Genomic DNA, 24,750 nt, shown 5'->3' with positions numbered 1-24,750 from the left:
CCCCTTATTGTTTTTCTGCCGGGCCATTCCAGCCAGACATACCCGGTACTACATTGGTGATTTTGGTAAAACCTTTTTTGGCCAGCAACTGACATGCCATGTCGCTGCGTTTGCCGGATCGGCAGATCATGTAGATGTCGTCATCGAGCTGTAGCTCATCCAAGCGCTGCTCCAATACTCCCAGGGGTATCGAAATGGCTACAGAAATGCGGTGAAAAGCGTATTCCGCCGGTTCTCGCACATCAATGAGCGTCAGTTTCTCGTTGGCTTCCAGCTTTTTTTGGAGTTCTTCATTAGAAATGGTCCGCAAGAAATTCGTCTCCTCCTTCACCTCATGGGTACTCGCTTTTCGCAGGAAATGCTTCAAGACTTCCCCCTCCTGAATCGAGCCCAAATATTCATGCCCCGTATTGTTTGCCCAGCTCTTCAGGTCAGCCAATGACCCTTTATCCGTCGCCTGTACCTCCATCACTTGACCCGGTAACATCTCTTCCATTGCTTTTTTTGTGCGTACGACAGGCATTGGACATGCCAAGCCTTTGCAATCTAATGTTTTATCAGCAGAAAATTCGATTGTACGGACATGTTGTCTACCCCCTACGTTTTTGAATGGAAATGTGATTGATCAACTTTATACGTATACCCCTATGGGTATTATAATATGCCCCTCGTTTTTCTTTGTCAATAGTCGAAACGTGACCGACCTACTCTTTCATACGTATTTTCTTAGAAATGAACTTGTATCAACATGGAGGCGCCCAATGAAACTAGCTGACCGGATGAAGGAAAAGAACACGAAGACAACAGAGCTGTCTATTTGGGGACCATACTTACGGGAAGAATGGGAAAAGCATTTTGCGAGCCATCTGACCGAAGAGGATAAAGAGAGGATTTTTCTCAAAAATAAAGACGGCTACCAGGGGTATCTGTGGCATTTATTCAGCTATAAACTGAGGGATTGTCTTGAACGCGAGGAAGCGGATGAAGCCTTTCAACAGGTGGCCCATGAGTCGTACTATGTGTTTTACCAGCTTGCTAACGAAGTGCTGATCTTGGAAAATGCTGCGAGGTTTTCTGTCGCGGACTTGGAAAAGGAATACGATGTGTACGTCGTGGATAAGGACTTTACGTGGACCTATGTGAAGACCCACGAAACCAAGTGGTGTGGGCCTTATTTTTGTAGGAAGTAGAATGGGGAAAACAAAAAGAGGAAGCATTCGGATACCTTTAGGGGTATGCCGCTATGCTTCCTTTTTTGATGGATGGGTTGATTATCGTTTTTGGAGATACTGCAAACTGTTTTCCATGATTTCTTGGAAAGGGGGAGCAACAATTTCTTGTCCCCATAATCTTACCCAGAGGTCTGTATTCGGGTTATCAACAGCTATGTAAACCAATAGCTTTGGATCATCGCTGGGTGCAAAGCCGATAAAAGAATACGTATATTTTCCATCGATAATTTTTCCTTGCTGGTCGCGTTTCTGCACTATTCCTGTTCGCCCAGCGACTGCATATTCTTTCATGGAAAAAGCTGTATCAAAGCCAGGCTTGTTGTTTACTAACGTCTCTAAAATTTCTCGAACCTTTTTGGCTGTTTCCTCTGATATGACTCGACGCCCTTTGTCAATGTGATTCCTTTCCTCCCTCGTGACATGGGGTTTCATCCATTCACCCCCGTTGGCGATGGCCCCGACAGCAGCTACTTGTTGAATGGCAGAGGCAGAACCCCCAAGTCCATAGGCTGCCATTGCCTTATCATAGGGAGTATCCATGTTTGGTATCTTTCCAGGCTGTTCATTGATTTGTTCGATACCAGTTTTCGCTCCAAAACCGAACCGTTCAAAATATTGCTGTAATGAGTCATCGGGTATCTGTTCACTGAGCTTGGCAAAAGCGACATTTGAAGAACGTTGGATACCTTCTAAATACGAAATCTGCCCCCAGCCCTTCCCAACATTATGGTCTTTTATAAACTTGCCCGGGGTAATCTCGTAGGTTCCGGACTCGTAAGTTTTGTTGTCCGTATACTTCCCCTCTTCAATAGTAGCCGCCAACGTCACGATCGGAAATGCAGCCACAGGATCTGGTTTCGCTTTTACTATGTCTGGAACCCGGTCATTGGCATCCTGTTTTTTCAGATTCATCCCAAGAATTTCTCCGGTTTTTGGATCAGTAACGATTACCGTCATATTTTCGGGCTGATAGGCTTTGTTGGTCTTATGTACCGCTTCTTCTACATACTCCTGAATTTGTGAATCGAGGGTTAGAACCTTATCTGTTTGGGATGTCGTTCCTGCGGCTTGTGCCTTTTGACTCTCATCTGTATTCATCTGTTGCGCACTCGGCACGGCCTCCGAAGGCATCCACTGATAAGCGATAAACAATAAAGCAAAGGAAGCAACTGCCCCTCCGATTATCTTGGCATATTTTTTGCGCTTTTTCATTTGTTGGAGCAGCTCCCTTTCTCGACGGATATGACTGGCGATTTCACGTCGTTTTTCCTCGTCCAGCTTTAGCGACGGAAATGCTTGCAGCACTGTGCTTATCTCTTTTTCTTCAAAAGATGGCGTCATGTAGATTGACCTCCCTGCCGCTATTGCCCATTTGTTTTTGCAATTCCTTGATCGCTCGATGGAGCGTTGTGCTTACTTTTGCTTCACTCCAACCCAAAATTTCTGCTGTCTCTGATGTAGGTATTCCCTCTATCAGCCGCAGGATTAGAACCTCCCGATACGTGCTTTTGAGGTGATTCATCGCTTCATAAACTTCTTGCAATTGTTCCTTTAACACCAATGCCTTCTCAGGTGTTCGTTCTTTGGAAGTGAGGAGTCGGAGGACGTTTTCGGGGAACCAATCCATCATTTTTTGCTTTCGCCTATAATCAATCGCTGCATGGCGTGCGATGGTCAGAAGCCATGTCTTGGGCTGTGCCCTTCCTTCATAGCCAGATAAGGCTTTAAGCGCCTTTGTAAAAACCTCCTGGACTAAATCCTCGACATCTCTACGTCCGGTAAAATACGCGAGGTAATTGTAAATATCATTTCCGTATTGCTGGAACCATCGCTCTATTCGGTCATCGGAATCCATTCATACGCTCCTTTTTATGGGTTTGTACCTTATTAGACGCAAAAATGAGATTTGCTTACAGTTTTTGTGATATAAAAAAGAAAATGCCGGCCCACTTGAGCTATTATCTCGGGGGACAGCACCTTTTGGCGATAGAAATTGGCTATCAAACAAGTGGAGGCGTTCAAAAATGGAAGAAAAGAGTATTCGAGAAATTAGGGTCACGGATTATCATGGTATTTATTTGTTAAACCTAGACTTTAACCCGAATCTGCATCTATTTTCTGAAGAAAAAGTAAAAGAGAAGATTGAAATCATCACAAAGAAAACAAACGACATCATCTTTGTGTGTGAGCAAAACAACGAAGTAATCGGATATATCCATGGAAGTCCCTATGAATTGCTTTTTTCCGACTCTTTCGTAAACGTCCTAGGGTTTGTTGTGAAAGAAAAGGATAGGAATCAAGGTGTAGGTAGCATGTTGATTGAACATCTTGAACAGTGGGGAAAGAAGAATGGATTTTCTGGGATGAAACTGTTGTCCCACCCGAGTCGCATACATGCTCACAGGTTCTATGAACGACGTGGCTATCGATTTACAAAGGATCAGAAAAATTTTATAAAAAAGTTCTAAGCTAATGAAAAAACGCTTCTCCTGCCGCCCAGGGCAGCAGAAGAAGCAGTCTAATGTTTTAATCTATACTTTGAACTTGTTAATCTGCTCCTGAAGCTCCTCAGCCATCTTGGAGAGGGAACCCGCAGACGAAGCGATCTCCTCCGTGGAAGCCAGCTGCTGCTCCGTAGCGGCAGAGACGTTATTCACGCCGCCTGATGCTTCTTCCGCAATCGCTGAAATCTTCTCCACGTAATGGACGACCTCGTCCGTGCTTGCCGCCATCTGTTCCGCGCCTGCGGATACTTCCTGAATCTCGCCCGCGACCTTATTGACCGCATTCGAGATGTTCTCAAATGCCTGTCCAGCTGCTGTGACAATCTCCATGCCGCTTTGCGTTTCGTCGCTGTTCATTTTGACTGCCTCAACCGCCTGCCTTGTATCATTCTGGATCAGCTGCACCAGATCAGTAATGCGCTGCGCAGACAATGAGGATTCCTCAGCCAGTTTCCGAACCTCTTCGGCAACGACAGCGAAGCCGCGGCCATGCTCTCCAGCTCTTGCGGCCTCAATCGCCGCATTCAGTGCCAGCAGGTTCGTCTGACTCGCCAAATTATTAATGACCTCGGTGATCGTTCCGATCTCTGCCGAACGTTCTCCCAGTCCCGTAACCAGCTCCGATAGGGATGTGATAGAATTACGGACAGTATTCATCTGTTCGACCGCTGACTTGATGATCATATTTCCTTCCGCAGACTGGTTGGCCGCGTCAACGGCCGATATCGATACGCTCTGTGCCAACTGTGCGATCTGTTCCGAACCCAAAGCCATTTCGCCCATGGCCTGAGAGGAACGCTTGACAATATCCACCTGCTCGGAGGTACCCGTAGCCAATTCCTCCACTGTTAGGGTAATTTGCTCGGATGCCTTCGCATTTTGCTCTGCGCTGGCTAACAGTTCTTCCGACGAAGCTGCTACTTGCTCAGAAGTCGTAGCTACTGATTCAATCATAGCGCGCAGATTCGCCGTCATCGTGTTGAAGGATGCTGCCAACGTGCCCAGCTCGTCCTTGTTACGCAGCACAATCGTCTCGCCCGTTAGATCGCCACTCGCAATCCGGACAGCGGCCTGATTTATTTGCTGGATTGGCTTTGAGATGATATGTGCCATGAAGAAGGCGATAAGCAGCGCAATGGCCGCCGCTACGAAAGTAGTCACAAGAATGATGACAAACGCTTGCTGGGAAAGCTCCGAAGCGCTTTGACTAACCTTTCCGGCCCCCTCATTGTATATATCGATTAATTTGACAATATTATCATTGGCCGTGTGCCACAAAGGGTAGGCCACGCTATGTAACTTACTTGCCTCATCATATTTGTTTTCTCTGCCCAACTTCACGAACGCAGGCATTTTTTCCAAATAAGCATCGTATTTCGTGTTAAACTCTTCAAACAGATTAACAATCTCACTGCCTTCCGCATTGCTGGCATACACAAGCGTCTTCAGTTGTTTCCGTTCATCCTCGATCTTGGCAAGCAGTTGATCCAGAGCCTCCTTCTGCTTCGTGAGCTCCTCCTCGTTCTGTTCAACGATAATGTTGAGCGCAAGACGCTCCACGTCGGAAATGTCTCCATTCAACGTGCCAAGCAGGGTAACCGCTGGCATCCATGACTTATCGATATCCCCGGATATCATCGTCAAATCTCTGATCTGGCTTAATGCAAATGTACTCACAAATGCTAGGAGCGCAACAACTGTAAGAAACCCCGCCAGTAATTTGGTGCGAAGTGTAAGCCCTGTTTTTCCTGTTGCATTTCCCAACTTGCCGCTCATAATCCCCACTCCCCCAGCTACAAATAGATAAAATATATAATATATCTAATTAATATATCGTCATATAACACAATGAAGTATAGAGTGAATACGTTTATACATTAACAAAATCTACGGCTTTAAGTACGACTCAAAATTGCTTCATGCTTTTGCACACGGCTGTAAGGGGTAATTATTGTTAAACCCTCCTGCTTCTGACTGCGGGGCCTACCGAACGCAACGCCGCTTGCCTTCGCACGCAACCTTGATCTCTTCTGCCTGCCGCTGTCTGTTCTTCTTCCGCTCCTGCTCAGCCATGTAGACCAGTATACTCAAGAATTGATCAAGGGTTTTGGAATGAAAAAGAGGGTATCTCAAAAGTCGATTTTCCGACTTAGAGACACCCCCTTTTTCTGTGAAACATTATATACAGGCAGAGCTGATGTTGAAGTATATTCTTGCCAAAAAAATGGAAGCATATCTCCGCCTCATCGGCAAAAATATGCTTCATTCTCTTCTATCGAAGAATCTAAGCGGAGAGAGTGGGATTCGAACCCACGCACGCCTCACGACGCCTAACGCATTTCGAGTGCGTCCCCTTATGACCACTTGGGTATCTCTCCATATTTGGTTTGTCAGAAACATTACTTACTATAGCAAAATACAGTCAAAAATGCAAGACTCATTCCTCTGTATGCCCCTTGATTTGCGCGGCTCATTAGGCCAAACTAATAACAGCACACACGATTGGTATCCGATCAGAAGAAAAGCGAGGAACATATATGAAACGTGAACGTTTGGACAAGGTGCTGGCCAATATGGCAATCGGCACGCGCAAGGAAGTGAAAGCATTAGTAAAACAGCGACTGATCGTCGTAGACGGCGTTGTCGCAACAGACCCGGGAATGCATGTCATTGCCGAGGAGCAAGAAATCCTTGTGGATGGAGAACCGCTTAACTTTAAGCGCTGGGTATATGTTTTGCTGAACAAACCGCCGGGGGTGGTCTCAGCTACAGAAGACAATGTCCATGAAACCGTAGTGGACCTTCTCCCTTACGAGTGGGCAATCAAAGTGCATCCGGTAGGCCGACTGGATATTGATACAGAGGGTCTTCTGCTCTTGACCAATGACGGTCATCTCTCCCATAGCCTCTTGTCCCCGAAAAAGAAAGTGGACAAGGAGTACTTTGCACGTATCGAGGGCCGGGTTACTGAGCATCATGTTCAGGAGTTTGCCAAAGGCGTGGAATTAGAGGACTTCACTACACTGCCAGCCAAGCTGGAGATTATCTCTTCGGGAGAAACGTCAGAGATTCGTGTCACCATCATGGAAGGAAAGTTTCATCAGGTAAAACGGATGTTTGCTGCTTTCGACCTGCATGTCGCCTATTTGCAACGAATTCGTATGGGCCCGCTTCACCTTGACCCGTCACTCGCCCCTGGTGAGTATCGCGAACTGACCGAAGAAGAGCTACACATGTTGCAAAACGTAAACAAATAAAAACCGCCTGCATTACAGTACAGACGGTTTTTCCAGACAGCCCGGTCATTCCTGTACCGGCTGTCTTTTTTTGCGCAATCCACGAAAGAAGTCCTTGAGCATCTGCCCGCATTCCTCTGCAAGCACACCCTCGATGACTGGCACCTGATGATTGAAGCGCGGCTCCGCGAGTAGGTTCATTAATGTCCCGGCACATCCTGCCTTCGGATCGCGAGCGCCATACACGACCTGTTCGATACGGCTTTGAACGATTGCACCCGCACACATTGGACACGGCTCCAACGTCACGTACAGCGTACACCCGATCAAGCGCCATCCACCCAAGCGTTCACTCGCCTCCCGTATCGCGATCAATTCCGCGTGCAAGGTAGGGTCTTTTTGTGTTTCCCGCAAGTTGTAGCCGCGACCTACGATTTCCCCGTCGCGCACGATGACCGCACCGATTGGAACCTCACCAATCGCAGCGGCTTTCCGGGCCTCTTCCATGGCTTGTTTCATATAGTAATCATGTTCATTTGCTTGTATCACGTTTCCCTAAAGCTCCTTCAACAAACATTCTTTCGTCCCAACAAACGGACCCTTTTACCCAAAAAAGTTGATTCAAGAAGTTTTTGTCCCTACCCGTTCACATACTATCTGCGAGATTACATACATTAATGATGTAAGGAGAAGTATGCAAATCATTGTTAGCCTCTTTCTGGAGGGATGTGAGTGGGCTTAACCTCTGCAAATACGTTATTTGATCGCTTTCACAGTCCGACTAGAGGTCTACTGGCAAAAGAAGAAGTGTTTTCCCACATCGAACATACCATCTCATCAATAGGTGGTCCATTTGAAATTATTGTGGGGGCCGACTCTCAATTGAAAAGCCGCGGGACTTTTTTTGCCCTTGTTATCACAGTGATCCGTCCCGGCCATGGGGGTACCTTCTTTTATCACAAATTTCAGGAACGCCGGTACTCATCCTTGCAGCAGCGTATATTCCAGGAAGCGATGTACGCAGTCGGACTTGCCACAGAAGTACGCCAATATTTGCGGGACCGCCACTTAGATACTCCCATCCGCCTGCATTTTGATATCGGCACGAATGGTCCTACCCGTAAGTTTATCCAGTCTTTGTTGAGCTTAGCAGAAACCAATCACTTTCGTGCCGAGATCAAACCGAACTCCTTCTGTGCATCTACGATTGCCGACAAGTACACCAAGTAACAAAACAGGCGGATGGCTAATGGGGCGTCCGCCTGGCTTTGTTTTGCCCTTATCCTGTTGGTTCAACCAATTCGGGACAGGCTGCTGCATCTCCTGCCCACCGTGTTTTTCCCGCTAACGGAGTGATTGACAATGTACGAGACGTGAGCTATTATAAGCTTTAATTGAAGCGTTTTCACAAGGCGTGTTACTGGTAATGCAGGCATGAGCCGAGAAGATCTTTTTCTTGTTAAAAAGGTTTTTTCGGCTCTTTTTTCTGATTAACGTCATGGTTCATCGGCGTTTTTCATTAAATTGGATGTGACCGCTTGCGGTAAGCAAATACGGTCATGGACCGTTTTTGTCTATCTAAAGGTGGTGGAATGGATTGTCCCGTGAAAAGGAAAAAACGTACGCAATTACGCGTGTGTTGAACCATAATGTCGTACTCGTGGAAGAACCCGGATCCGGACAAGAAATTGTCCTGTTCGGAAAAGGAATCGGATTTGGCGCAAAACCCGGGAATACCATCCCCGCCCATGACTTGCGAGTGGAAAAGCGCTTCAGGCTCGAAAATGAAAATCATCAGAAGCAGTATCAGAACATTCTGAGCCAAGTAGATCCTGCTGTCGTAGGAATTGCGGAAGAAATCATCGCTCTCATTGCGAGTGAGATCACGCCAGAATTGAACGAACACGTCCACGTTGCCTTGCCTGACCATATCCAGTTTGCTATCTATCGGCTCAATAACGGCATGGAGATCGTGAATCCCTTCTTGTTCGAAATCCAGACGCTGTACACGAAGGAGTACGCACTGGCGAACCGGGCAGCGGATATGATCAAAAACGCATTCGACCTGGACATTCCCGACAGTGAAATCGGATTTCTGGCCTTGCACATTCATTCCGCGATCAGCTACGTCCCAGTAAAAAAGGCTGTCCAATTCACCAACATCATCACAGAGTTGGTAAGCCTGATTGAAGAGCGAACAGCTATTACGATTGAACGCAGTACGATTGATTACGTTCGCCTCATTACCCATTTGCGCTTTGCCGTTGAGCGCATCCGTCAACAAAAATTCATCAAGAACCCGCTTCTGGACCGAGTCAAAACCACCATGCCAGAAGCCTATCAATTGGCAACAGAGCTGGCTCAATACATCTCCACCCGTCTTGAGATCGCTGTACCAGAAGACGAGGTAGGTTACATGGCTCTGCACCTTTATCGCTTATTACAACAAAATTAAATCATAATCCTGCGTGTTACTAGCTCGACTAGGCATGAGCGGTGAGATCATACGGACATAGTAAGTATGTCGTCGTATGAATTCAACCGTCTCATGCCTTTTCTGGTTCAGACGCAAAAGGAGGATATTATGCTACGCGGTCTTTTTTCCCGGAAAAAACAACAACAAGAGGTAACCTTTCTTGCACCATTAACAGGTACCGTACTCCCTCTGTCCGAAGTTCCTGATCCTGTATTCGCAGGTAAAGTCGTGGGTGATGGTGTAGCGATTCTGCCAAGTGCAGACACTCTCGTCTCCCCTGTCGATGGAAAGGTAACGCATCTTTTCCCTACTCACCATGCTATCGGACTGTCGACTGAAAGTGGTCTTGAGATATTGATGCATATTGGAATTGATACCGTGAAATTAAACGGGAAGGGCTTTACCCCATTTGTCTCGGTTGGCGATCAAGTGAAAGCTGGCGACAAGCTCATCCAATTCGACAAGAGCGTACTGGAGGATGCGGGCTGTCCGATTGTGACACCGATCGTTATTACAAACGGTGATATGGTTGCTGAAAAAAATGTAGTGGCAAAAGCAACTGTGCAAGCAGGTCAAGAGCCACTGATGACTGTCGTCTTAAAATAAAGCGAAGCGCATGGTTGAGGGAGGTACAACATGGTTCAATTTGAAGTAACCGTCAATGTAGAGGGTGGGCTCCACGCGAGACCAGCTGCTCTACTCGTGAATTGTTCGTCGCAATCTCAGTCAAAGATTACGCTGAGCAAAGGGACAAAACACGCAGATGGCAAAAGCATTCTCGGCATCATGACGTTGGGTGTCTCCCAAGGCGACACCCTGACCGTTCAGATCGACGGAGCGGATGAACAAAACGTAGCCACTGCGATTCAGCAGCTATTGGAGCAATCCTCGTCAAACATATAGTGTAAACGACGGACAGGAAGGTGAAGGATGTATGTTAAAAGGAATCCCGGTTTCCGCTGGCATTTCGATTGCCCCTGTTTTACGCCTCACACACGAAACAGCCATCACGCAGGCAGAGTCCATCACTCCAGTAGATACGACTCAGGAGCTAGGACTACTTAGCAAGAGTGTAGAACAAGCACGCGAACAACTAGAAAAGCTAAAAGAACAGACAGAGGAACAATTAGGCTCGGAAAAAGCAGCCATCCTCTCTGCTCATATCGCCTTTCTGGATGACCCGGCATTTGTCGGGGAGATGAGTGCGCTCATTGAAAATCAACAACTCGCGGCATCTGCCGCCGTTTCGCAAGTAGCTGATCAGTTCATCGCTCTCTTTGAGAGTATGGACGATGCCTACATGAAAGAGCGCGCGGATGATATTCGTGATGTGAGCCGCCGTCTAATTCGAAATATTTCGGGCGGTGACACCGTCATCTCCTACCCGGAGGAGCCTTTTATCCTAGTTGCATGGGACGTCACCCCATCCGAGACTCTTCAGCTTCCACTCCAGCATGTACGAGGAATTGTCACGGCAAAAGGCGGCGCTACCTCTCATGCAGCCATCTTGGCACGCTCTCTCGGAATTCCCGCTGTCATGGGTGCAGGCGATGCCTTGATGGAAAAAGTAGACTCCGGAAGCTTGCTGATCATCGATGGAACCTCTGGACAACTGATTGTTTCGCCTGATACGGATACACTAGCTGCCTATCAGGAAAAAGCCGCGCAGGAAGAAAAGGAACGCCAATTGTACGAAGCCATTAAGGAACTGCCTGCCGAAACCACCGATGGCCACCGTGTTCACCTGATGGCAAACATGGCTGTGCCAGAAGAATCTGATGCATTGATCGTATCGGGTGTAGAAGGAATCGGTTTGTTCCGCTCCGAGTTTTTGTTCATGGATCGAAGCACTCTTCCCGATGAGGCCGAGCAATTTGCTGCATACAAGCATGTAGCCGCTGCTTTTGGCGACAAGCCAGTCATCATTCGCACCTTGGATGTTGGCGGCGACAAGCATTTGCCAGCACTCGCGCTACCACAGGAGGAAAACCCGTTCCTTGGCTTCCGCGCTATGCGCATCTCGTTAGCCAGACCAGAATTGTTCCTGGTGCAATTACGCGCGCTCTTGCGTGCCAGTGCATTCGGTCGCCTGCTGATCATGTTCCCGATGATTTCCCATATGGAGCAGCTGCGTGAAGCCAAACGATTGCTGGAGCTGGCAAAAGCAGAGCTACGGGCAGAAGGGGTCGCTTTTGACGAGAATATCGCAGTAGGCATGATGATGGAGATTCCGGGTGCCTGCCTGCAAGCAGATGCGTTTGCGAAAGAGGTAGACTTTTTCAGCATCGGCACGAATGATCTCGTTCAATATACGCTGGCAGTCGACCGGATGAATGCCAATATCGCCGAGCTGTACAGCTACTACCATCCAGCCGTATTACGCCTGATTTCCCAAGTCATCGAGGCTTCCCATCGGGCAGGTATTTGGACCGGGCTATGTGGGGAAATGGCGGGAGATCCGTTGGCAACCAAGCTCTTGCTCGGATTGGGGCTCGATGAGTTCAGCGGTGCCGCCTCGATCATGCCAAAAGTCAAAGAACGTATCCGCTCCAACAGCTTAGAGGAAGCGAAAAGATTGGCTGAACACGTCCTTACACTCTCTACTGTAGACGAGGTCGTTCAGTATCTGAAAGACAAAGCCTTATAAAAGGTTTTGTCGCCCGCGTGGTGAAAGCGCTTCCAATATACCGATCAGAATGGTCTCTCTCCGGCTTATTCCTTGTGCCCTCATCATTTTGCCATTCATCCGGAGAGCGGCTTCCCTGATAAATTCATCCCATTCCAAGGAGGTTTTATCCTATGCTCGCTTTTCTGCAAAAGATTGGGAGAGCCCTCATGCTCCCGGTCGCAACGTTGCCAGCCGCAGCGATTTTGCAAAGCTTTGGTCTTCTCAAATTCGAGAAGGATCTCAATCTCGGCGCCTTTGGTGCATTTATGGACACGTACATCGCTCCGCTTTTGGCTGCTGGCGGTTCAGCCATTTTTGACAACCTGGCATTAATCTTTGCTATCGGTGTTGCCATTGGCTTGGCTGGAGATGCTGTTGCTGCTTTGGCCGCCGTCATTGCCTACGTCGTATTGACGAAAGTACTTGCAGCTGTTCCTGCTGCCATGCCTTTTATTGCGGATGATGTAAAACTGAACATGGGTGTCATTGGCGGTATTTTGGCGGGTGCTATTGCAGCGTTCTTCTACAACCGCTACCATTCGATCAAGCTGCCTGAATGGCTAGGTTTCTTTGGTGGAAAACGCTTCGTCCCGATCGTCACTTCCCTTTCCATGGTTGTCGTCGGCTTGATTTTCGGAATCATTTGGGGTCCGATCCAGATTGCCCTTGACTCATTGGGTTCTTGGATCGTAGGTCTCGGCGCAACAGGTTCTTTCTTCTTCGGATTCTTCAACCGATTGCTCGTTCCATTTGGTCTGCACCACGTACTCAATGCGATTGCCTGGTTCCAAATCGGTGACTTTACCGATGCGACAGGAAAAGTGGTACACGGCGACTTGCATCGTTTCTTTGCGGGAGACCCATCAGCAGGAATGTTTATGACTGGCTTCTATCCGATCATGATGTTCGCACTTCCTGGAGCGGCTTTCGCTATTATTCACTCAGCGCGTCCTGAAAAACGCAAAGTAGTTGCTTCTATGTTTATTGGTGCAGCTCTCGCTTCGTTCCTGACTGGTATTACCGAGGTAGTTGAGTTTGCGTTTATGTTTGCTGCTCCACTCTTGTATTTTGTTCACGCAATATTGACGGGTGTATCCGGGTATATCGTGACATCTTTGGGCATCAAGCACGGCTTTGGATTCTCAGCGGGTCTGATCGACTACGGTATCAACTACCACCTCTCTACGAATGCTTGGATGATCATCCCGATTGGTCTGGCATTCGCCGTGGTCTACTACGCCCTGTTCCGTTTCCTAATCGTGAAGCTGAACCTCAAGACACCGGGACGTGAGGACGACGAAGAAATGACAACTACAGCTACGGGAAGGAACAATTCGATGCAGGATAAAGCGATCCAAGTGCTCACTCACATTGGTGGAAAAGAAAACGTCGTTAGCGTAGACGCTTGCATCACTCGTTTGCGTCTCATCTTAAAGGACGACAAGAAGGTCAATGACAAAGCTTTGAAGGACCTCGGTGCAGCAGGTGTTATGCGACTGGGTCAAGGAAGCGTGCAAGTCGTCTTCGGAACCCATTCCGAGCTGCTAAAAGAAGAGATCAGCAAGCTGTAAAAGATAAAGAATGCCCGGTCACGGTGAAATCCGTACCGGGCTTTTTTCTGTTTCCTGAATGGGTAACGGACGCGACCCGGCATCATTCCCACCATGTGTCGTACTATATGGGCATCGTGCGTTGTTTTCCAACTCCTTTTCAAACATGACTAAGCGCTCGAGAAATCCCTCGCAAGCTGGCATACTCTGTGGCGCCATCATTTCAATTTCATAAGCGACGGTCTTTCTCCATATTTCCAGCTGCCTTTTATTTGCCTCCCAAGCGTTCAATCCATCCCACCCCTTTTGCTAAATCAGCAAACCATTCTGATAAAAAGATCAAGCATGCTGCATCGTAGCTTTTTCGCCAACACTGGCAAATGATTAGCCTTGAAGTCATATTCTCCCTTCTCGTACTTCAAGTATGTCGAAGCATTTCGAAACCCGAGTGCTTCCGCCATTTCTTGCAAGGTTAGCTTGCACTCATTACGTCGTTGCGCGATAAACGGGAGGTTGAGCCGTTCCACCAGTTATCCCCTCCTGATTTGCAAAAATGGCAAATATTTATAGTTACATCATAGCCTTTCAATTTTAGCAAAGTCAATACAGATTTTGTCATATTAGCAATCTTGTTTTTTCCGTTTTGGAAAATTGTTAGAATGGAATTGCCAAAACGATAGAGGTGGTCTCACGATGTCCATAGTTGGTCAACGCATAAAATGGCTGCGCGAACAAAAACAATGGTCACAACTTCAATTAGCTGAAAAGCTGGGCATACATAATACAGTACTTTCGCGGATCGAGTCAGGTGAAAAGAAGGGCGTCGATGTTCATCTGATTTCCAAAGTCGCAGATTTATTTGAAGTATCCACCGATTTTCTCCACGGTCGCACGGAGGAACCATCTTGGCAACGCGGTTCTGTCCGGGAAACACCGGCGACCTTTTTGGATGTCGATGGCCTGACAGAGAAGGATCTAATTGAGGTCAAGCGCCATATTGAATTTTTAAAGTGGAAGGCTTTGCAAGAAAAGAACGAAGACCCTTCTTGAAGATTAACTAACGGATAACAGAAAAACCCCTGTCTCCAGGGGTTTTCATCGTGGCTAGCGTCAGGCATACTCTCCTGATGCTTTTTTATATTTGGCTGTGTTATTCTTCGCTGTCATTAGCCATTTCGTCTGCATTCAACTCGATCCAGCTCTGCGACCAAGACTCAATTCCTTTGAGCACTGGAGTCAAAGCTTTCCCCATTTCCGTTAAGGAATACTCTACGCGGACAGGAGCAGAATCAGTAAACACCTGCCGATGCACGAGTCCTTCCTTCTCCAAATCCTTCAAACGCTCAGAAAGTAGCCTTCCGCTTACTGGCAGGGCCCCTTCCAATGCACAAAATCGCTGTGGTCCCGACAACAACTGGAATAGAATTAGACCTGTCCATCGCTTCCCCAACAACTGCATACCTTTTTCGAACTTTGGACAGAGGGTAGACTGTTTCATAGGTATCACCTCATTCTCCTTTCAGTATACCGCTCTTTGTTCCATCCATCAAAAGCAATGATGTGAATCAACCTTGAAAATCGCACTTGCCAACTACTGGAATTTCATTGAATCACTTGACTTAGGAAATTATTATTGTATACTTACTAACGAAAAGTAACTTCATTACCATTTAAATTTTCGGAGGGATTCATACATGTCTAATCGTTTTGAATGGAGCACACTTATTCTACGTGTGATTGCCGGTCTGACTTTTGCCATTCACGGAGTGGCTAAATTCCAAATGGGGCTGGAGAATGTCGCTGGTTTCTTCGGGACCATGGGACTCCCTGCATTCATTGCTTATCTCGTAGCCTTCTTGGAGGTAGTAGGTGGTATTGCCTTGATCCTGGGGCTGGGTACTCGCGTATTCGCAGGTGCGTTGTCTGTTGTCATGCTTGGTGCGATCTTTAAAGCCAAGCTCGCTGCCGGCTTCATGGGCGGTGAAGGTGGAGCTGGTTATGAATTGGATCTGGCTTTGCTTGCGATATTGGTTGCTCTTGGTATCAGCGGCAGCACCAAGTTCGCACTCGACGCTATTCTGTTTGGAAAAAGATCGGTTGAGTAATACCATTGTGAAACATAGAAAAGCCAAGTCGAAGGGCACATTTGGGAGCCCTCTGACTTGGCTTTTTTTATTCCTTTTGCGGTGATTCCTCGATCATTTTTTTATTGATGACCCTTATTTTGTCTGCTGGTGATTGCTCGTCCTTTGCACTAATAAATACGGAGTTGTCTCCCGCTTCAAAAAACATGACATAATCCTGATCGACCATGCTCTTCTCTTCACTAACGGGTACCCCCAGATTTTTACGAATTGTGTCCAGATTCGTTTCATTGAGATGAAGACCGGCTAAATCAATTCCATACACGCGATCTTGCCCATCGAAAAAAATGAGCGCACTCTTTAGCTTCTCAAAGACTTCATAACGCCCGCCATCCCAATAATCCTGTTTCGTTACCTTGCCGTATAGCGCAGAAACCTCATCACGCTTCATCCCGATGTGGATATCGAAGCCACTGATTTCGTTTTTGGCGAGTAGCTTTAAAAATTGATCATCCAGTATAATTTGGCGCACGGTAGCGGATTGATTTTCTTGCTTTTGGTCGCCCTCGCTATTTCCCGTCTCTTGCTTCTGCTCGGTTACAGGCTGTTGTTTAGAATCTGTTGGCATGCTCGTTTCAGATGAACAGCCCCCCGCAATCAAACCTGCCATTACGATCAAACACACCCATTTTCTCACCCGACTTCGCTCCTTTTCTTCCTTTTTGAATGGTCTCATCGCAACTTCCTCACTGGTATAACCTATCTTTTAGTAAAAAGTGAGGTGTTGGTTGAATGCCACTCTGGTTACTCGTCGTACTTATTTTCGGAGGTCTCTTGCTGATTGGAGCTATCATCGATTGGATTGCCAAGCGCCGGAAGCAGAGAGTCCTCATAGAGCGTAACAACCGTGATTCCCATTCCTTTGATGAAGGATACAATCCGAGAAATAAAGACGAATATCTCAATTGATAGACGCTACTCCCCATCATTTGGTTACGAAACTGTCCCTAACAAAAAAGACCCCGGAAAGGGTCCCCCTCACACCACAATGCTGATGATAATTCCTGATAAAATGCTGACGAGTGTTGCCCCGTATAACAGCCTCAATCCAAACCGGGCGACGACATTCCCTTGTCTCTCATTCAAGCCTTTTACCGCACCAACAATTGTCCCGATGGAGCCAAAGTTCGCAAACGAGATCAAAAACACAGACACGATGGCGATCGTTCTTTCGCTTAACTGGCCTTGAATCTTCGTAAATTCGAGGATGGCGACAAACTCATTCGCCACTATTTTGGTGGCCATGATACTACCCGCTTGTACAGCTTCGTGCCAGGGAACCCCCATAAGAAAGGCGAGCGGGGCAAAGACGTACCCTAACAAAGCTTGGAACGAGATACCGAATACTGCACTGAATAACCCGTTCACCATCGCAATGAGTGCTATAAACCCGAGCAACATCGCAGCAACAACCACGGCTACTTTAAATCCATCCAGAATGTATTCCCCGAGCATTTCAAAAAAGGCCTGTTTCTCTCCCCTCTCTTGATCCAATAAGTCATCTTCCGGCTCCACTTCATACGGCGTAATAATGGAAGCAATGATAAAACCACCAAATAAGTTGAGTACCAATGCAGCTACCACATACTCCGGCTTGACCATGGTCATGAAGGAACCCACGATCGACATAGATACGGTGGACATCGCAGAGGCGCACAGCGTGTACAGCCTGTTTTCGGGAATGGCACCGAGCTGTTTTTTCACGGTAATAAACACTTCGGACTGCCCGACAATCGCCGAAGCAATCGCATTATAAGACTCCAATTTTCCCATGCCATTCACTTTGCTCAATACGAGCCCTACGTACTGAATGAATAAAGGGAGAATCCTTGTGTATTGCAAAATGCCGATCAGTGCCGATATGAACACGATGGGCAGCAAAACTTGCAAGAAAAACGGCGTCGCACCCGGATTCGCAATGCCACCGAAGACAAAATTAATCCCTTCGTAGGCATACTTCAGGAGTGTGGAAAAACTGTTGGCAATGCCTGATATGAAAATGAGTCCAATACTGGTTCGCAACAGCAGCAAGCCAAGTACGATCTGAATCAGAATCATGATGAGGAGAGGGCGATACCGAATGTGCTTTTTATCACTACTTGCCAGCCAAGCAAGCAAAAATACTGTAATCAAACCTATTCCTGCGATGATATAATTCATGCAACCAACCCCGATCCGCTTATCTCGCTCCATAATCTTCCCAAAAGAGCATAAAAAAACCCTTATGAACGATGAATAATCGAACAGAAGGGGGATGAGACAACTACACATCTGCCACGGCAATGGCCTCAATCTCGATCAACAGCTCTTCCCTAATTAGCTTGCTCACTTCAACAGCAGAGCTCGCTGGCGGGGTTTCTGTATTCACGTACTGATCTCGAATCTCACGGACAATTTGCATCTTGGAGATGTCCGTCACGAAAAAGGTTAATTTCACTACATGATCAAAGCTGACACCTGCCGCTTCTAACGCGAATCGGATATTTTCGAAAACTTGTGTTGTCTGTGCAGCTAAATCACCTGTGCCGACCACTTGGCCCTCCTTGTTGAGAGCCACCTGACCCGATACATAAATCGTCCGTGCGTTGCGAACCTCCACCGCATGGGTGTAGCCGAATGTAGATGGCATTGTTTCAGGGTTAATGAATTTGATTCGCTTATCATTTTGCATCCGACATGCTCCTCCGATTCACATTTGTTGGTAAACCATTTTATCATACCCGAAAAATTCTGACCATTCTTCGAGTTCTTAAAGAAAAAGAGGAGAGCCTCATGATTATTACATGTGATGCTTACTACAATTCATATCCCGTCGAGTACTTGTTAGCTCCGTAGTTTATTTTAAGTGAGTATACGTTATAGTATGGAATGAAAAACCCGTCTCCAGCTAGGCTCAGGACGGGTTTTTACTTATCAATGGTTGTTTTTAATTTGATCAAACAGCCCGCTTCCAGAGCTTTTCGGCTGTTCTTTTTTGTTTGCGGCTTCAAATTGCTGAAACAGTCCGCCGTCATACTTCTTTTTTCTTCTACTCTTATTTCTTTCTTTTTAGGTAGGAGCTGTTGAATCGGTGTTCTTTCAGGCTTTACATTCTTTTTCTTTCTCGTATGGTTGTATTTTTCTTAATGACATTGTTAGGAGGTTGCTTCTTCTTCTTTCTTTTTCTAGTCATATACCAATAGGATAAAGGAAAAATACCGAGCATAATCGCACCGGCTGTAATCAAATACAGCTTCCAGATCGATTGCCTTTTCTCTTCTTCTTGTTTTTCTTTCCGCATCTTTTGGACAACCTGTTCAAAATCGCGAACCTTATATCCTTCTTCAACAGACGACAGGTTCTTTACAAACCCAACCGAACGGCTTCCATAATAGATAAAATGTCGCGGGGCATTGTTCACTGTCATCTGATATATGTATCCTGTCGGGACCCCTGAATCTTGGATTTTTTCTTCGATCTCGTTCAAAAGATCAGGAGAAGTCGGATCAATCATTTGGTCATATTCCAAAACTTCATAGCTCTTAAGTTCTTTTTTTCCTACTAACTGAACATTTTCTTCATTGTTAAACAGAAAATACCTCGGAATTCTATTGATATTCTTCCGGTAGACTTTGTTTTTCGGGAAATTATGCAAGGCCATTTGGTTGCTATACATTTCCAGTGTCTGCTCTGACAGCAGTACCTCTTCTGCTTCTATAATGGGGAGGTTTTTCTCTAATGCTTCATATTTAGGGAGCCATTGAATGAGACCATCTGGGTCTAAGAACATGTAAATATCCTGATATTGAAAGGATGCCACATAGATTTGATCCGTTGGCAGGCTATTAAGATAAAACTCTTTTTCAAATGGTGTTGGATCGAAATGGTATGGGATGTTAAATACTGTTGCCCCATTTATCTCACTCTCATCTACCTCTTCTAACTGTCCGTTATTATGTACGGTAAAGTATAGGGGGCCATTATGAGTTGGGTCTCCCCAAATGGTCGTTTGATAATATTGATTCGGTTGTAAATGGTATGGTCCAATACCACCATCGATTTCGATTAAGAGTTCGGACCGCTTGATTCTTTCCTCTTCCGCAGCGGCTTCTTCGCTCGTCTCCTCTTCTTGGCTTGAATCTTCTTCCACGTTTTCATCATCGTCATCGTCATGCTTTTTGATTTTAACCGGCTTGGATGATTTGAAACCGCTTGAAGACTTTGCGCTTTTTATCGAGGAGCTTGAACTTTTGCTGGTTGAGCCTGAGCTTTTTCCTGAAGAGTACGAGCTTCTGCCCGACGAATATGAGCTCGTACTAGACGAACCTGAACTTCTGCCGGACGAATATGAGTTGGTACTCGATGATCCTGAACTTTTGCCAGACGAATATGAGCTGGTACTAGACGAACCTGAGCTTCTGCCTGAACTACTGGAGCTAGATGAACTTGAGCCTCTAGATGACGCAGGCTCTACAGGAAGGATTACTAGACTAATCATTACAGCGATAAGAAAACAGGCAAGCAATTTCCGCATGAAATATGACCCCTCTATGAACCAACCAATGGTCCTCTCTATATAACAGTTAAATACTACCACTTCACATCACGGCAGTGCTACAAAATTCCTACCCTTCCTTCTTCATCCTCTTTTGACTTTTTACGATTACATCTATCCTGTATAATTTTTGAAAAACGGGCAAATAGAAAGAGAGGATTTGCTAATGACAACGGTATACGATAAAGCGAAATATCATTACGAAAACTTTGAGGAGAATCTGCCTCAAAAACAGGCATATGTACATACAGGCTTTTTCATTGGCTGGTTGATTGAAAATGATATGGTTAGCGAGGATTTCCAAAAGAGTTACGAAAACCTAATCGCTGATTTTAAACAAAGGAAGATGACTGGTCCAGAGGTCTATGAGAAATCGGGTGGAGTATTGGCTAAAGACATGCTAAATGAAGAAGGAAACCAGTTCGCGATGTTTTACTTCGATTTCGAAACTGGGGAGTATCGCTATCATTATCTAGAAGCTTTTGATTGCGAGCCAAGTGTGTATCACGTGGAAGATACTTGGGAGAATTACGACCATATTAAAGATTGGATCGACAATGAGTACGAGTACTGGTGCGAGAAAAATGAATAAGACCGCGTGACTACGCGGCCTACAAACAAGTCACTATTTTATTTCTTCAGGATGAAATCAGACATGACTGCCTTTTCCCATTGGACTCCTTTTGGACTCACATTGGTGTAAAGCGTTATGGAGCCCGCATCTTCCATTACCGCTTTCAAATGAAAATTCATGTCCTTGGGCTGCAAATACTCATCATACAGCTGTTGGTAGTTGGGGTCGTTCTTTTCTTTTGCAGCCTTGATGTAGTCTACGGTGTCAGGGTCTTTTTCAAAGTTTTTGTATTTCACTTGGTATCCGAATGTCGCTTCTACTTTTCCATCCACTGTTTTCTCTTCATAATCCGACAGGGTAAACTCGAGCAGCTCATAGTAGGGAGAGAAAGTTTTGTTGCTCTCTTCTTGCAAATAGCCCGCAATTTTGTCATAGCTTGTAGTGCTGTCCACCGATTGTTTCTGTTCTGTGCCAGTGTTCGTTACCTCTTTTGCAGGTGGCGCTGCAGTCTGATTTTGTACGACCGCAGCTGAGCTGCAGCCGCTAAAGAAAATAGCCAAGACCATGCTTACGATCACTTTTTTCAAAGGAAACACCCCTTATCTCCGCCGTTTTTTGCTACAAGGTATACGTGTGAGACAAGATCTACGTCTCAGTATTTTCCAAATAAACGATGAGTGGATGCATAAAAAAGAAAAAACCTTGATACACCAAGGTTTTCCCTACAATGGCGTCCCCGAGAGGATTCGAACCTCCGACCTACAGTTTAGGAAAGTGAGCCTAACCTACAAACTGTGGAACCTGAACCTGTGTTGGTGTTGGCCTCGTTCATGATTAACTTATCTTATCAATTATAAACTCTGTAACTTCCGGTGTTATTGTCTCTATAAATCCCTTGTAGCTACCACTTACTGGATTAACAGTTATCGCCCATCTGTTCCATTCATGGTTCTTAACTGACCAATCAACGGTATCAAGTTGTTCTACTTCGGATTCCCAATCTTCTTTCCAATTTAGTGTATCAGAGTCGTTAATAATAATTACTGTATTGAGATACAACGCCAAAGCATTTTGAATCGGCTCATGACCAAGAACATATTTAAGAACATCCCCTGGTGTGTCAGGTAGCACAGAAAAGAACACAGTAAAGAACTTACTTAAGAAACTAACTATTTCGTCATATTGATTCTTTATTAATTGCTCATCTTTTCTGCTCGGTGTTTTTTTCCCAAACAACAAGTAACTGATGAATGTTTTTAATCTAACACCAGTTGAAAATGCTTGGTTGGATGGTCTAAGTATCTTACTCTTGTTTAATTCAATTTGAACAACCTTTAACACAAGCGTTGATCTGTACAATTCTTGTATAAGCAAATTCATAATATCCCTTGAGTCGTATTGTGTGACCAATGACATTGATACCCTTCGAGCGTTCGAATTAATATCTGAAAACAGCTTACGTTCATCTTCTTCAGATAAGCCAAAATAAATTTGTGCAGTAAGAGCGTTACTAATAAAGTTATTGTACAGATCGAAGTTATTTTTGATCTTTTCAACGTATCTTTCCATTGCTTTAACCCTATGTTGTCCATCAATGATGACCAATCTCTCAGAATCATTTAGCTCCAAAGTACTTGTTCCCCGATTAAAACGATCAATCGGATTTCCTCGATATGAGAAAACTAATGCTGGAAGAAAAATACCCATTTCTGATTCTGCTTTTTCGAAATATTTTAGAAGAGCAGGTAGCCGATTATACGACAAGTCTCGATTTATCTTATGGTCAATTTCATACAATTGCAAAATGTCGCCTACTGTTATTTGTGTAGACATCATCCCTTTGCTCTTAGCTTTATTAATTGTATCGATCGTTCCTCTCAGATTAATTTTGAACATAAACTTCAACTCCTTCATATTTTTTAATTAAATACTCAGAAAAAGTTCGTACAATTCTTCCTATTGATCCGAAATTGTATTTTTTAGTGTGATTATTGTATTTTGCAGCAAGTTTTTTGAAGTCACTATTTTTATGACTCCAATCTATGCCATACACAGCTTTTTTAAAAAATTCCTCCATTGGTGTCTGAGGATATTTCTTTTTCATCTCATATATAAATTTAGCGATGGCAACCATCACGTTTGATGAATGAACCACATATTTGTCACGATCTAAAGCATCTTTTGGTGTATATTTCACTAAAAGAGTTAAAAACTCTTCTGTGTTTTTCTTAAATTCCTTGAAATTATCTTTATGTATTTTAATATTCGGATTTCTGTTATAAACCCCTTCATTTAATGTTCTTACGATAACGTACACAGTTGCTGCTGTTGCTAATTTAGTTCGCGTTGTCTTTGATCTACACTCAAACAAGTCGGGCGATATTGTTGGATGGTTTGACACTATTTCTTTAACCAGTTCACCATATAAGTCATCTTTCTTATACATTACCAACAACGTGTTGTTGACTGCTGACGACTTAGTATTTACATCTGTAAAGAGTTGCCGTTCTCTAGATAAATCTAAATTTGAATATATTTGAACTGTTAAAGGGAAGGCTTCTAGGTTATCCATAAATTCGATTAAGTAAGTGTCTTGTGGTTTCTGTTGAATTATGGCTTCAATTCTGTTTTTTAAATGTTCAAATGCCTTTATCCTATGCTGACCATCTAAAATAACTAATTTATCATTCATATTTAGCCTATATTCGGCAGTATCTTCGTCATATTCACCTCGTCCCCTTGCAGAGAAAATTAAAGGTGAAAAGAATATGTCTTCACCTTCAATACCAGACTGTATGTACTTACTAATAGCTGACACTCTTTCGGGTGCAACATCCCTTTGGACATCTCTATCTATCATAAGAAACTTAAGAACATCGTTAACCGAACATTGGGCCGTGATAATCTCCTGTCCAAATTGAAATCCTTTTGTCGCTTTCAAAACAATTTGGTTGCTCTTTTTACCCAATACTGACAAATCCATTTCTCATTCCTCCTTTTTATTGTTCCGTCTCCTTTTTTCTTATCTATATATTAACGAAAATTTAATTTATTTACAATGTTTTACTTTTTTGTGTTCATTTTCATCCTTTGAATATTTTACACTGCGCCACGTACACTAGATTCATCTCTTTGGGGTATGGGTTGAACAATTCAAGTAAATCACATCATTCCACCTCATAGTTACTCATCTTCATTTCTCAAAGTTTAATCTAATTGTTGAATTGTTGTGGGGTGTTGTTAATTTCCAATTAATGTTTTAAAACATGCTTAATCATCAACTTGATGACCAAGCTTTTCATTGCGGTGAGGTATTCCTACGTATTTCTCTTTAACATACATTAAGTGGTTGATGTATGTTCGGATCAATGAAGTTGATATGTCTTGAACTAGTACAACGTCTGCATGATACTGTTGTAGCCACTCAACAAAGTATCTGTACTGGATATAGTATTCGTTCTTTGTACGTGGCTTTGCATTCTCTTCTTCCTTAATGGATACAAACACGTTAAATGCATCTTGTATGCTTATCTGACCCTCTCCTAATTCAGTTGTGCCACGTTGTAGGACAATCCGTTTCCCTTTTTTACGTTCAATTCCTATTTCCAATGAATTCCCCTCCTGTTTTGGAGGTAACGCAGTCTGTAATAAGCTAGGCTTTTCGACCAACAGTTTCATCACATTTAAACCCACAGTCTACCTATATTTCAAGAGTAAACTGTTGGTCAACATATCGGTCATAAAAAGAAAAAAACCTTGGTATACCAAGGTCAGCCTGAAGAGAAACCCCCTTTTGGGGGATTTCTTTTTAGTATTGTTCAGCACGAAGTGC

At 44.8% G+C, this 24,750-nt stretch carries 30 protein-coding genes and 1 tRNA gene; 14 read left to right on the top strand and 17 right to left on the bottom strand.

Annotation, left to right across the window (positions count from 1 at the left end; all coding sequences use genetic code 11):
• Window positions 1-4: 4 nt before the first annotated feature.
• The gene (locus ACUUHJ_RS00445; RefSeq protein WP_289678022.1) at window positions 5-574 is read right to left on the bottom strand and encodes a sulfurtransferase TusA family protein; all 570 of its coding nucleotides are present in this window, start codon (window positions 572-574) and stop codon (window positions 5-7) included.
• A gap of 187 nt (window positions 575-761) precedes the next feature.
• Here ACUUHJ_RS00445 and ACUUHJ_RS00440 point away from each other — a divergent pair, with 187 nt between their 5' ends.
• Window positions 762-1,190 (top strand): DUF4275 family protein, encoded by a 429-nt coding sequence (locus ACUUHJ_RS00440; RefSeq protein ID WP_142498782.1) that lies wholly within the window; start codon window positions 762-764, stop codon window positions 1,188-1,190.
• An 81-nt stretch (window positions 1,191-1,271) separates the two neighbouring features.
• Here ACUUHJ_RS00440 and ACUUHJ_RS00435 read toward each other — a convergent pair whose 3' ends face one another.
• Both ACUUHJ_RS00435 and ACUUHJ_RS00430 read right to left on the bottom strand, forming a co-directional pair.
• Complete coding sequence (locus tag ACUUHJ_RS00435; protein ID WP_472298055.1) at window positions 1,272-2,573, bottom strand: peptidoglycan D,D-transpeptidase FtsI family protein; 1,302 nt, start codon at window positions 2,571-2,573, stop codon at window positions 1,272-1,274.
• A complete protein-coding gene (locus ACUUHJ_RS00430) occupies window positions 2,557-3,087 on the bottom strand; it encodes an RNA polymerase sigma factor (protein ID WP_289675451.1) in 531 nt (176 codons plus the stop codon). The genes ACUUHJ_RS00435 and ACUUHJ_RS00430 overlap by 17 nt, the downstream gene beginning before the upstream one ends.
• 169 nt (window positions 3,088-3,256) lie before the next feature.
• On the opposite strand from ACUUHJ_RS00430, the gene ACUUHJ_RS00425 reads away from it, so the two are divergent.
• On the top strand, window positions 3,257-3,700 hold the full coding sequence (locus ACUUHJ_RS00425) for a GNAT family N-acetyltransferase (RefSeq protein WP_472298054.1): 444 nt from the start codon (window positions 3,257-3,259) through the stop codon (window positions 3,698-3,700).
• 63 nt (window positions 3,701-3,763) lie between these two features.
• Here the strand turns inward: ACUUHJ_RS00425 and ACUUHJ_RS00420 are convergent, their stop codons facing one another.
• Together ACUUHJ_RS00420 and ACUUHJ_RS00415 are read right to left on the bottom strand one after the other, a co-directional pair.
• Window positions 3,764-5,512, bottom strand: coding sequence for a methyl-accepting chemotaxis protein (locus tag ACUUHJ_RS00420; RefSeq protein WP_289675448.1), 1,749 nt, complete (start codon window positions 5,510-5,512; stop codon window positions 3,764-3,766).
• A 513-nt stretch (window positions 5,513-6,025) separates the two neighbouring features.
• A tRNA-Ser gene (locus tag ACUUHJ_RS00415) sits at window positions 6,026-6,114 on the bottom strand.
• Window positions 6,115-6,273: 159 nt separating this feature from the next.
• Here ACUUHJ_RS00415 and ACUUHJ_RS00410 point away from each other — a divergent pair.
• Entirely contained in the window at window positions 6,274-6,993 is a 720-nt protein-coding gene (locus ACUUHJ_RS00410) for a pseudouridine synthase (protein WP_064202264.1), read from the top strand.
• Between the two features lie 45 nt (window positions 6,994-7,038).
• On the opposite strand, the gene tadA is transcribed toward ACUUHJ_RS00410, so the two are convergent.
• Entirely contained in the window at window positions 7,039-7,521 is a 483-nt protein-coding gene (gene tadA, locus ACUUHJ_RS00405) for a tRNA adenosine(34) deaminase TadA (RefSeq protein WP_016740879.1), read from the bottom strand.
• A 183-nt stretch (window positions 7,522-7,704) separates the two neighbouring features.
• Between tadA and ACUUHJ_RS00400 the strand changes: the two genes are divergently transcribed.
• The 6 genes from ACUUHJ_RS00400 to nagE all read left to right on the top strand — a co-directional run bounded on the left by ACUUHJ_RS00400 (window position 7,705) and on the right by nagE (window position 13,687).
• A complete protein-coding gene (locus tag ACUUHJ_RS00400) occupies window positions 7,705-8,202 on the top strand; it encodes a ribonuclease H-like YkuK family protein (RefSeq protein ID WP_012683824.1) in 498 nt (165 codons plus the stop codon).
• A 367-nt stretch (window positions 8,203-8,569) separates the two neighbouring features.
• A complete protein-coding gene (glcT, locus tag ACUUHJ_RS00395) occupies window positions 8,570-9,427 on the top strand; it encodes a glucose PTS transporter transcription antiterminator GlcT (RefSeq protein ID WP_289675443.1) in 858 nt (285 codons plus the stop codon).
• A gap of 129 nt (window positions 9,428-9,556) precedes the next feature.
• Window positions 9,557-10,054, top strand: coding sequence for a PTS sugar transporter subunit IIA (locus ACUUHJ_RS00390; RefSeq protein ID WP_289675441.1), 498 nt, complete (start codon window positions 9,557-9,559; stop codon window positions 10,052-10,054).
• A 30-nt stretch (window positions 10,055-10,084) separates the two neighbouring features.
• Entirely contained in the window at window positions 10,085-10,351 is a 267-nt protein-coding gene (locus tag ACUUHJ_RS00385) for an HPr family phosphocarrier protein (protein WP_012683821.1), read from the top strand.
• A 31-nt stretch (window positions 10,352-10,382) separates the two neighbouring features.
• A complete protein-coding gene (gene ptsP, locus ACUUHJ_RS00380) occupies window positions 10,383-12,095 on the top strand; it encodes a phosphoenolpyruvate--protein phosphotransferase (protein WP_472298053.1) in 1,713 nt (570 codons plus the stop codon).
• 152 nt (window positions 12,096-12,247) lie between these two features.
• On the top strand, window positions 12,248-13,687 hold the full coding sequence (gene nagE / locus ACUUHJ_RS00375) for an N-acetylglucosamine-specific PTS transporter subunit IIBC (protein WP_016740874.1): 1,440 nt from the start codon (window positions 12,248-12,250) through the stop codon (window positions 13,685-13,687).
• A gap of 18 nt (window positions 13,688-13,705) precedes the next feature.
• Here nagE and ACUUHJ_RS00370 read toward each other — a convergent pair whose 3' ends face one another.
• Together ACUUHJ_RS00370 and ACUUHJ_RS00365 are read right to left on the bottom strand one after the other, a co-directional pair.
• Window positions 13,706-13,957 (bottom strand): hypothetical protein, encoded by a 252-nt coding sequence (locus ACUUHJ_RS00370; protein ID WP_064202271.1) that lies wholly within the window; start codon window positions 13,955-13,957, stop codon window positions 13,706-13,708.
• Window positions 13,958-13,980: 23 nt separating this feature from the next.
• Window positions 13,981-14,193, bottom strand: a complete 213-nt coding sequence (locus ACUUHJ_RS00365) for a helix-turn-helix domain-containing protein (RefSeq protein WP_012683818.1) — start codon at window positions 14,191-14,193, stop codon at window positions 13,981-13,983.
• A 166-nt stretch (window positions 14,194-14,359) separates the two neighbouring features.
• On the opposite strand from ACUUHJ_RS00365, the gene ACUUHJ_RS00360 reads away from it, so the two are divergent.
• Window positions 14,360-14,716, top strand: a complete 357-nt coding sequence (locus ACUUHJ_RS00360; RefSeq protein ID WP_026134077.1) for a helix-turn-helix domain-containing protein — start codon at window positions 14,360-14,362, stop codon at window positions 14,714-14,716.
• A gap of 100 nt (window positions 14,717-14,816) precedes the next feature.
• Here the strand turns inward: ACUUHJ_RS00360 and ACUUHJ_RS00355 are convergent, their stop codons facing one another.
• Window positions 14,817-15,164: a winged helix-turn-helix transcriptional regulator gene (locus ACUUHJ_RS00355; protein ID WP_012683816.1), complete on the bottom strand. Its 348-nt coding sequence runs from the start codon at window positions 15,162-15,164 to the stop codon at window positions 14,817-14,819.
• A 196-nt stretch (window positions 15,165-15,360) separates the two neighbouring features.
• Between ACUUHJ_RS00355 and ACUUHJ_RS00350 the strand changes: the two genes are divergently transcribed.
• Window positions 15,361-15,771, top strand: a complete 411-nt coding sequence (locus ACUUHJ_RS00350; RefSeq protein WP_016740871.1) for a DoxX family protein — start codon at window positions 15,361-15,363, stop codon at window positions 15,769-15,771.
• A gap of 67 nt (window positions 15,772-15,838) precedes the next feature.
• On the opposite strand, the gene ACUUHJ_RS00345 is transcribed toward ACUUHJ_RS00350, so the two are convergent.
• Window positions 15,839-16,486, bottom strand: coding sequence for a hypothetical protein (locus ACUUHJ_RS00345; protein WP_472298052.1), 648 nt, complete (start codon window positions 16,484-16,486; stop codon window positions 15,839-15,841).
• Between the two features lie 56 nt (window positions 16,487-16,542).
• On the opposite strand from ACUUHJ_RS00345, the gene ACUUHJ_RS00340 reads away from it, so the two are divergent.
• Complete coding sequence (locus ACUUHJ_RS00340) at window positions 16,543-16,719, top strand: hypothetical protein (protein WP_016740869.1); 177 nt, start codon at window positions 16,543-16,545, stop codon at window positions 16,717-16,719.
• 69 nt (window positions 16,720-16,788) lie between these two features.
• Here the strand turns inward: ACUUHJ_RS00340 and ACUUHJ_RS00335 are convergent, their stop codons facing one another.
• The 3 genes from ACUUHJ_RS00335 to ACUUHJ_RS00325 form a co-directional block, all read right to left on the bottom strand.
• Window positions 16,789-17,970: a NupC/NupG family nucleoside CNT transporter gene (locus ACUUHJ_RS00335; protein ID WP_472298051.1), complete on the bottom strand. Its 1,182-nt coding sequence runs from the start codon at window positions 17,968-17,970 to the stop codon at window positions 16,789-16,791.
• A gap of 103 nt (window positions 17,971-18,073) precedes the next feature.
• Entirely contained in the window at window positions 18,074-18,481 is a 408-nt protein-coding gene (locus tag ACUUHJ_RS00330) for a RidA family protein (protein ID WP_472298050.1), read from the bottom strand.
• Between the two features lie 414 nt (window positions 18,482-18,895).
• Window positions 18,896-19,939: a hypothetical protein gene (locus ACUUHJ_RS00325; protein ID WP_289675430.1), complete on the bottom strand. Its 1,044-nt coding sequence runs from the start codon at window positions 19,937-19,939 to the stop codon at window positions 18,896-18,898.
• Between the two features lie 43 nt (window positions 19,940-19,982).
• Between ACUUHJ_RS00325 and ACUUHJ_RS00320 the strand changes: the two genes are divergently transcribed.
• On the top strand, window positions 19,983-20,369 hold the full coding sequence (locus ACUUHJ_RS00320; protein WP_289675428.1) for a hypothetical protein: 387 nt from the start codon (window positions 19,983-19,985) through the stop codon (window positions 20,367-20,369).
• A gap of 141 nt (window positions 20,370-20,510) precedes the next feature.
• Window positions 20,511-20,936 carry a DUF7832 domain-containing protein gene (locus ACUUHJ_RS00315; protein ID WP_289675427.1) on the top strand — a complete coding sequence of 142 codons (426 nt, stop codon included), beginning with the start codon at window positions 20,511-20,513 and terminating at the stop codon, window positions 20,934-20,936.
• A 38-nt stretch (window positions 20,937-20,974) separates the two neighbouring features.
• On the opposite strand, the gene ACUUHJ_RS00310 is transcribed toward ACUUHJ_RS00315, so the two are convergent.
• The 4 genes from ACUUHJ_RS00310 to ACUUHJ_RS00295 all read right to left on the bottom strand — a co-directional run bounded on the left by ACUUHJ_RS00310 (window position 20,975) and on the right by ACUUHJ_RS00295 (window position 24,527).
• The gene (locus tag ACUUHJ_RS00310; RefSeq protein WP_354142413.1) at window positions 20,975-21,514 is read right to left on the bottom strand and encodes a hypothetical protein; all 540 of its coding nucleotides are present in this window, start codon (window positions 21,512-21,514) and stop codon (window positions 20,975-20,977) included.
• A 238-nt stretch (window positions 21,515-21,752) separates the two neighbouring features.
• Complete coding sequence (locus ACUUHJ_RS00305) at window positions 21,753-22,814, bottom strand: DNA sulfur modification protein DndB (RefSeq protein WP_472298049.1); 1,062 nt, start codon at window positions 22,812-22,814, stop codon at window positions 21,753-21,755.
• Window positions 22,801-23,901, bottom strand: coding sequence for a DNA sulfur modification protein DndB (locus ACUUHJ_RS00300; protein ID WP_472298048.1), 1,101 nt, complete (start codon window positions 23,899-23,901; stop codon window positions 22,801-22,803). The genes ACUUHJ_RS00305 and ACUUHJ_RS00300 overlap by 14 nt, the downstream gene beginning before the upstream one ends.
• Window positions 23,902-24,188: 287 nt before the next feature.
• Window positions 24,189-24,527 carry a hypothetical protein gene (locus ACUUHJ_RS00295; RefSeq protein WP_472298047.1) on the bottom strand — a complete coding sequence of 113 codons (339 nt, stop codon included), beginning with the start codon at window positions 24,525-24,527 and terminating at the stop codon, window positions 24,189-24,191.
• Window positions 24,528-24,750 lie beyond the last annotated feature (223 nt).

This window comes from Brevibacillus schisleri (genome assembly GCF_055685845.1).
This window is presented reverse-complemented; position numbering and strand designations above follow the sequence as displayed.

Coding starts and splice junctions, on each gene's coding strand:
- ACUUHJ_RS00440 (WP_142498782.1), top strand. CDS start 762: ATGAAACTAGCTGACCGGATGAAGGAAAAGAACACGAAGACAACAGAG.
- ACUUHJ_RS00435 (WP_472298055.1), bottom strand. CDS start 2,573: ATGACGCCATCTTTTGAAGAAAAAGAGATAAGCACAGTGCTGCAAGCA.
- ACUUHJ_RS00430 (WP_289675451.1), bottom strand. CDS start 3,087: ATGGATTCCGATGACCGAATAGAGCGATGGTTCCAGCAATACGGAAAT.
- ACUUHJ_RS00425 (WP_472298054.1), top strand. CDS start 3,257: ATGGAAGAAAAGAGTATTCGAGAAATTAGGGTCACGGATTATCATGGT.
- ACUUHJ_RS00420 (WP_289675448.1), bottom strand. CDS start 5,512: ATGAGCGGCAAGTTGGGAAATGCAACAGGAAAAACAGGGCTTACACTT.
- ACUUHJ_RS00410 (WP_064202264.1), top strand. CDS start 6,274: ATGAAACGTGAACGTTTGGACAAGGTGCTGGCCAATATGGCAATCGGC.
- ACUUHJ_RS00390 (WP_289675441.1), top strand. CDS start 9,557: ATGCTACGCGGTCTTTTTTCCCGGAAAAAACAACAACAAGAGGTAACC.
- ACUUHJ_RS00385 (WP_012683821.1), top strand. CDS start 10,085: ATGGTTCAATTTGAAGTAACCGTCAATGTAGAGGGTGGGCTCCACGCG.
- ptsP (WP_472298053.1), top strand. CDS start 10,383: ATGTTAAAAGGAATCCCGGTTTCCGCTGGCATTTCGATTGCCCCTGTT.
- nagE (WP_016740874.1), top strand. CDS start 12,248: ATGCTCGCTTTTCTGCAAAAGATTGGGAGAGCCCTCATGCTCCCGGTC.
- ACUUHJ_RS00360 (WP_026134077.1), top strand. CDS start 14,360: ATGTCCATAGTTGGTCAACGCATAAAATGGCTGCGCGAACAAAAACAA.
- ACUUHJ_RS00355 (WP_012683816.1), bottom strand. CDS start 15,164: ATGAAACAGTCTACCCTCTGTCCAAAGTTCGAAAAAGGTATGCAGTTG.
- ACUUHJ_RS00350 (WP_016740871.1), top strand. CDS start 15,361: ATGTCTAATCGTTTTGAATGGAGCACACTTATTCTACGTGTGATTGCC.
- ACUUHJ_RS00345 (WP_472298052.1), bottom strand. CDS start 16,486: ATGAGACCATTCAAAAAGGAAGAAAAGGAGCGAAGTCGGGTGAGAAAA.
- ACUUHJ_RS00340 (WP_016740869.1), top strand. CDS start 16,543: ATGCCACTCTGGTTACTCGTCGTACTTATTTTCGGAGGTCTCTTGCTG.
- ACUUHJ_RS00335 (WP_472298051.1), bottom strand. CDS start 17,970: ATGAATTATATCATCGCAGGAATAGGTTTGATTACAGTATTTTTGCTT.
- ACUUHJ_RS00330 (WP_472298050.1), bottom strand. CDS start 18,481: ATGCAAAATGATAAGCGAATCAAATTCATTAACCCTGAAACAATGCCA.
- ACUUHJ_RS00315 (WP_289675427.1), top strand. CDS start 20,511: ATGACAACGGTATACGATAAAGCGAAATATCATTACGAAAACTTTGAG.
- ACUUHJ_RS00305 (WP_472298049.1), bottom strand. CDS start 22,814: ATGTTCAAAATTAATCTGAGAGGAACGATCGATACAATTAATAAAGCT.
- ACUUHJ_RS00300 (WP_472298048.1), bottom strand. CDS start 23,901: ATGGATTTGTCAGTATTGGGTAAAAAGAGCAACCAAATTGTTTTGAAA.